6 protein-coding genes are annotated in these 5,374 nt (G+C 58.9%); 3 read left to right on the plus strand and 3 right to left on the minus strand.

Going from position 1 to position 5,374, the window contains the following annotated elements; genetic code table 11:
* Positions 1–84 precede the first annotated feature (84 nt).
* Positions 85–1,338 (minus strand): hypothetical protein, encoded by a 1,254-nt coding sequence (locus ACROHD_RS20680; protein WP_432680333.1) that lies wholly within the window; start codon positions 1,336–1,338, stop codon positions 85–87.
* A 149-nt stretch (positions 1,339–1,487) separates the two neighbouring features.
* On the opposite strand from ACROHD_RS20680, the gene ACROHD_RS20685 reads away from it, so the two are divergent.
* The gene (locus ACROHD_RS20685) at positions 1,488–1,928 is read left to right on the plus strand and encodes a hypothetical protein (RefSeq protein WP_432680334.1); all 441 of its coding nucleotides are present in this window, start codon (positions 1,488–1,490) and stop codon (positions 1,926–1,928) included.
* Between the two features lie 209 nt (positions 1,929–2,137).
* Here the strand turns inward: ACROHD_RS20685 and ACROHD_RS20690 are convergent, their stop codons facing one another.
* A complete protein-coding gene (locus ACROHD_RS20690) occupies positions 2,138–2,623 on the minus strand; it encodes a MarR family winged helix-turn-helix transcriptional regulator (RefSeq protein ID WP_432680335.1) in 486 nt (161 codons plus the stop codon).
* 100 nt (positions 2,624–2,723) lie between these two features.
* On the opposite strand from ACROHD_RS20690, the gene ACROHD_RS20695 reads away from it, so the two are divergent.
* Entirely contained in the window at positions 2,724–3,113 is a 390-nt protein-coding gene (locus tag ACROHD_RS20695) for a hypothetical protein (protein ID WP_432680336.1), read from the plus strand.
* A complete protein-coding gene (locus ACROHD_RS20700; protein ID WP_432680337.1) occupies positions 3,110–3,739 on the plus strand; it encodes an NAD(P)-dependent oxidoreductase in 630 nt (209 codons plus the stop codon). Before ACROHD_RS20695 ends, ACROHD_RS20700 begins: the two co-directional genes overlap by 4 nt.
* A gap of 444 nt (positions 3,740–4,183) precedes the next feature.
* Here the strand turns inward: ACROHD_RS20700 and ACROHD_RS20705 are convergent, their stop codons facing one another.
* The gene (locus ACROHD_RS20705) at positions 4,184–5,149 is read right to left on the minus strand and encodes a Hint domain-containing protein (protein ID WP_432680338.1); all 966 of its coding nucleotides are present in this window, start codon (positions 5,147–5,149) and stop codon (positions 4,184–4,186) included.
* Between the last annotated feature and the right edge of the window lie 225 nt (positions 5,150–5,374).

Raw genomic sequence — 5,374 nt, forward strand, 5'->3', positions numbered from 1 at the left:
CGGATACATATGAGCGACTTCCGAGAACATGCTAGAAATCATTTGCGGACAGCAGCCGGTACATACATGTGGGCCGACTTTACCTCAGTCGCCAACATCGCGGGCGCCAGTCTCGAGGTCCGCAAGTGTCGAGCGAAGGCGTTGGGTCAAGAGATCGTTCTGGTTTTTCCGTTGCGGAAGGCGGTGCAGTTCTTCGAGGGCCCAGGCCGATCGGTCGATCCGTCGGCTCGCCGCCATGAGGTGTGACACCGCCTCGTCGATATCGAGCGGGCTTGTCTCGAACCCGCGATCGGCGAGAAGATGCGTGATGGCGTGCAGCGCCACCTGCGCGGCAAAGGCGGGCTCCTTCTCGACGAAATCCCGCGCGGCGCGGATGAGGGTCGCAGGGGCGGCCTCGAAATCCGCAGCGCAGTCGAGCGCGATATCCAGATATCCGGCCGTCTTGGCGGCGGCAAACCACTTGCCCTTCCGTCCGTGCAGCGCGATCAGGTGTACCAGAACCGTGCGGCCATCGCGCTCGGGGTAGCGTTTCACCAGATCGCGCCACATTGCGAGCCAGGTGTTTCCGGCGGCCGAGGGCAGGCCGAAGCGGCGATAGGCCTCCTCTGCCTTGCCTTGCCGGACGAGGATATTTTCGCAGAAACGTGCGATATCGCGATGGCCCCAAGGCTGCCGATCGCCTTCCAACAGGGCCTCGGCGCGAGCCAGCGCCTCGTCCACACGCCCTTGACGCAGCATGGCTTCGGCCCCGAACTTCTCATCGAACCACAGCCGCGTCTTCTTCACGGCGAGAAGGTCGAGCAGATCGTCATATTGCCCGGCCTCGAGCAGGCAGGAAAGCGTGAGGGTTGCCGACGGGATGTGGGAATACCGCGCGTGATCCGACCAAGCATGGTGGATCAGATCGAGGTCGCGGTCCGCATGCGCGTTCATCAGTGCAGGAAAGGCGGCAATTTCGCCGAAGCGATCCGAGATCGGGGCGAGGTAGTCCACGCCATCGTCGAGGATCGCAGTGCGCAGCCGTTCGATCCATCTGGCGCGTGTTTTCTCGTCGGCCGGGGCGTCGATTAGGACCGGCAGCAGCTTGTCAAGGGTCCGGCGCACCGCCGTGCCGAGGGCGCCGGAGGACGTGTCGATATGTTCGAAGGCGGGCCAAATCCGTTCCGCCAGCACAACCACGCCCTCGGCTGCGGTGACCGGGTCGGTGCGGTGCAAGGCCATGATCTCGGCGCTTGCCGATTTCAGGCGCTTGGCCGCCTTCGCCGAGCCGCGCCAGCCAAAGGCGCCTGCACGCATGCCGGACTTGAAAGCCCACTTGTGGGATGGCTCGCGGGCCATGACACCTCCCCTAACTCGACGGCAGATTGGCACAGGGTCTGACCGGAGTGAAGAACGCTCATGGGCTCCGTTGGCGGCCTTCGCGATTGCCCTCCTTGACCGCGCGCGCGGCATCGCGTTGATAGCGCGGGTAGATCGGAGGGGGTTCAATGGCCGGTAAACAGGACATCCGCGAAAAGCTGACAAAGCTAGAAGCGCTGTTCGCGCGGGGTGCGACCGCCGGGGAGCGGGCGGCGGCTGGCGCGGCGCGCGACCGCTTGCAGGCAAGGCTTTCGTTGGATGCCAACGATGGCGGCGATCCGGAAATCGAGCTGCAATACTCCCTGCCAGATGTCTGGTCGGTCCGTATCTTCGTGGCGCTGTGCCGCAAGCACGGGATCCGTCCCTACCGCTACCCCCGTCAACGGCGCACAACAGTGATGGTCCGGGTGCGCCAGGCGAGCTTCGAACGCACGGTGGCCGAAGAATTCCGCACCCTGCACCGGGAGCTCACCGCCTATTTCAACGAGACGGTCGAGCATCTGATCGCCGATGCGATGAAATCGGACGGCAACGACGAGACGCTGGAACAGCGGCAGTTGCCAGGCTAAGGGGCGGTTCCCCAGAGCCTCATGCTGCACGGCAGCAGCTGGCAGACAGGCAGCTCCACGCGAAAAGCGCGCCGCGGCCGAACTGGCGCAATGCGCAGGGAGCGGAATTTGCAAAGTTTGGCCCGTTTCCCGACAGCGGCCGTTCGTGTAGCATGCGGCGAAAGCTGGGTGAGAGCCCAATCTGTTTGATGCTGCGGGCTACGCCAATGTCAGCTTTGCTTTTTACGCTCTTCCAGTGAACTGCTTAGTCGTTCCAGCAGTTCCGCCAATTTGACTCGATCATTCTCTGGCAAAACGTCAGCAAAAAGCTCTGTGTTCGTCGCGACCAGTTGATCGATGATCTCCTCAACCATGTCTGCCCCTTTCACTGTAAGCCGGACAAGCCTGCTTCGGGCATCTTGCGGGTTGGACAATCGTTCCACCAATCCCTTTTCCGTCAGCCCCCGAAGCATCTTCGCCATTCCGCTCGAACTGGCTTGAGTGGCCGCATACAGCTCTGTTGGGCTCATCGTGAATGCGTCATTTGTGAAGCGCAATGCACGCAAGACCAAGAATTGTGTCCAGGAAACGCCAAATCGAGCCGCCACTTTACTGTCGCTGTCCCAGACGAAATTGCGACTGCGAAACAGCCCCGAGACGATGCGGGTCGTGGTGTTTGGTGTGACCGACCAAGGTCTTGGTTTTGCCTTCGGCAAAGATGTTCTCCCCTGAAAGGTTCCCACAAATTGGCCGGAATCACTTGCGGACAACAAGATATAATTATATCTCTCTAGAGAGATAATTGGAGAAAAGACCGTGACACAGGACAAACATGGATACGTTGTACGGGGTCTTCTGGGCCTTCTTGCCGTTGTGATGCTACTCTTTACGCTGCCCGCCTATATGAACACCTCGGCCAATCCGGGCTTGGCTAACCTGACCGGAGAGGCCGCATCATTGGGATCAGTTGCAGGGGCATTCTTGGCGCGACAACTCGGCCTCGCACTGATCGCCCTTTACGGTGCGATAAAGGGCACAACCCAGCCTGTGCTGATTGGCGCTTTTGGGATGGCGTTCTTGAATTTGCATGATGCCGTTTTCCTCTCGGCTTTCGGAAACGTTGGCCCCGGTGCAATCGCAGGGTTGATCCTTGGCGGCTTGGCCCTTGTTGTCATGGCGCTGGCGTGGCGCAGGGCACGGGCATGAAGCTTGCCATATTTGGAGCAACCGGCACGGTGGGACAGGCGCTTTTGCAAGAAGCACTGGCAGCAAATCACAGCGTTACAGCGCTTGTGCGGTCGCCTGAAAAGATCGCAGCGTGCTCTGATCAGGTCAGCATAATTGTCGGTGACTACTTTGATGCGGATGCGCGCGCACAAGCCCTTGATGGAGCTGATGCAGTCATGTCGACAATCGGCCCGCCAATGAAACGCGCCCCAAACAGCGGCGAGTATGCCAAAGCAATGACCGAACTGATCGAACAGATGCAAAACGCCGGGGTCAAACGTATAGTTGCTGTTGGTGGCGCAGGGTTGCGACTAGGGTACGAAAAGCTCAGCTTTCCGCGGAGAATAATGCGTCTGATGCTGCGCCTTATGGGGGGCAAGGGATATTGGGACAAGGAACAGGAGCACAACGCTCTATGCGCTTCTCAGCTAGATTGGACAATCCTCCGTCCACCACAGGTTGCAATCGCCTCTGGGCGTTTTGAAACGTCTGAAGAGGGTCCTGCCGCATTCAAAGCGGATCCAGTTCAGTTGGCCAGCCACATGGTCGCAATTCTGAATGACGCGGAAACAGTGCGCACGGCACCCTTCGTCGCGACGACGTGAGTGCTGCCGCTGGCGGAACACGAAACTTGGTTGTCATTCGGAAAAGCAGACCTTGGCGCAGCCACAGCGAACTGGTGTTTTTGTCCTGCACATCAGCCGCTCGACTGACTCCGCATCAAGGTCCGCTCTGATGGGCTCTGCTGTTTCGCATCATGTCCGCTCCGGGCTGGCCTACGACATCTGATGGTTTGTGTCGGGTATTCGCAATATCCGCGATGTGCGGTGCGCCGGGCTGCGTGATTTCGCAGGCGCAGCGAATGGCAGGTTCGACGGGCCGCACCGCGGCGGAGCGAGGCGGTGGTCAATGGCCGGTCTGGGCCGTGAGCGGCGGTCAGACAGGGCTCAACGCATTGGGTAGTGCCGCGCCGCCGCATGGCTCCTTCGAGCCCAACTGCTTGATTCCGCGTATTGTAGCGAACGTCGGTTTCCGTGGCTCCGGCCAATTCATACGGCAATCAGCAGCGCTGCTTCATTGCGCCGCGCCACGCTGCGCACGGTTGGGTCCCTATCAATGCGGTTTTCCAGATCGGGAAACAGAGCCAGAAGCTCCACGACCGCTGCATCAGGCAAAAAGCTCATGCTCTGCGTGCCCACATAGAGGCTTTCCGACAGGGCCCCGTCCGTCTCGACAATTTGGTGCCGATCGAACAGTAGGTGAACATAGCGCACGCGCCCTCCAGAAACTCGCCTCACCTCGGTTCCGGATACTAGATGACATGCGGCCACAAGTACTTGGTCCATTCCGCAATAAAGTTCAGATCGCCAGCCTTGAACCAACACCCTATGCTGTGGTGACACTCTGAGCGGCACTCTGTTTCCGATGGCCCCTGATGCAAATTCTATCGGAGCGAACCTGCCTTCGGCTGATACTTCGACATTTCCGGTCCATCGAACCGTCTGAAAGCCGTCGTCCAACGTCCAAACTTGGTCTCCGGGTTCGATGTCTTCCACCGGTCGAGGGCCTTTAATACACTCAATCAGCGTACCAGCCACGAAACAGGGGATGCCAGGAAACTGGACGGGAGTTGAAGTGTCAAGATCCGAAACCGAGAGCTTGGTGTTGCCATTCTGGAGGTTGGGGTAGTCTGGATCTCCAGGTTGTCCCGAGAGGTCGATGGCATAGGTTGCGCCCGCCGAGATTGGTGCTCCCGGTGGTGCCGACACGATACGAATAAAAGCTGCAGGTTGCCCTGTGTCACCACGAACATCTCCCGCGCCGAGATAGTCATAATCATAGGTGTAACCGTTGATAGTGACAGTATCATTCTGGACCACGGTACTGAGAGATACCGTGCCTGATGCTTCGTTGAACACCGCACCGGACTGTGTGCCGGTGGTGATGTTAATATTGGAGCCCGTTGTGTATGGGTCACCGTTTACATCCTGCAACGTCACGGTAATCGTAGACATATGCTTGCCTTAGGCCTTTCTGCTCAGAATGCTGCAACTGTCCAGTGGCTATCGTTTTTGGCGCGAAACGGATTTCGAATTGCGCTGCACCTACAGAATGCGGCGCAATTGCGGCGGTTTCAAGGTAGGTTTGACCTCAAGCTAGCGGAACTGTCCGTCGTCAGATAATTTGGGACATCAGAGCGGGTTTTGTTTTGGAGGCTCTGGCTCATCCTTGATTGAGTT

Source organism: Nioella aestuarii, from assembly GCF_050896395.1.
Taxonomy (GTDB): Bacteria; Pseudomonadota; Alphaproteobacteria; order Rhodobacterales; family Rhodobacteraceae; genus Nioella; species Nioella aestuarii.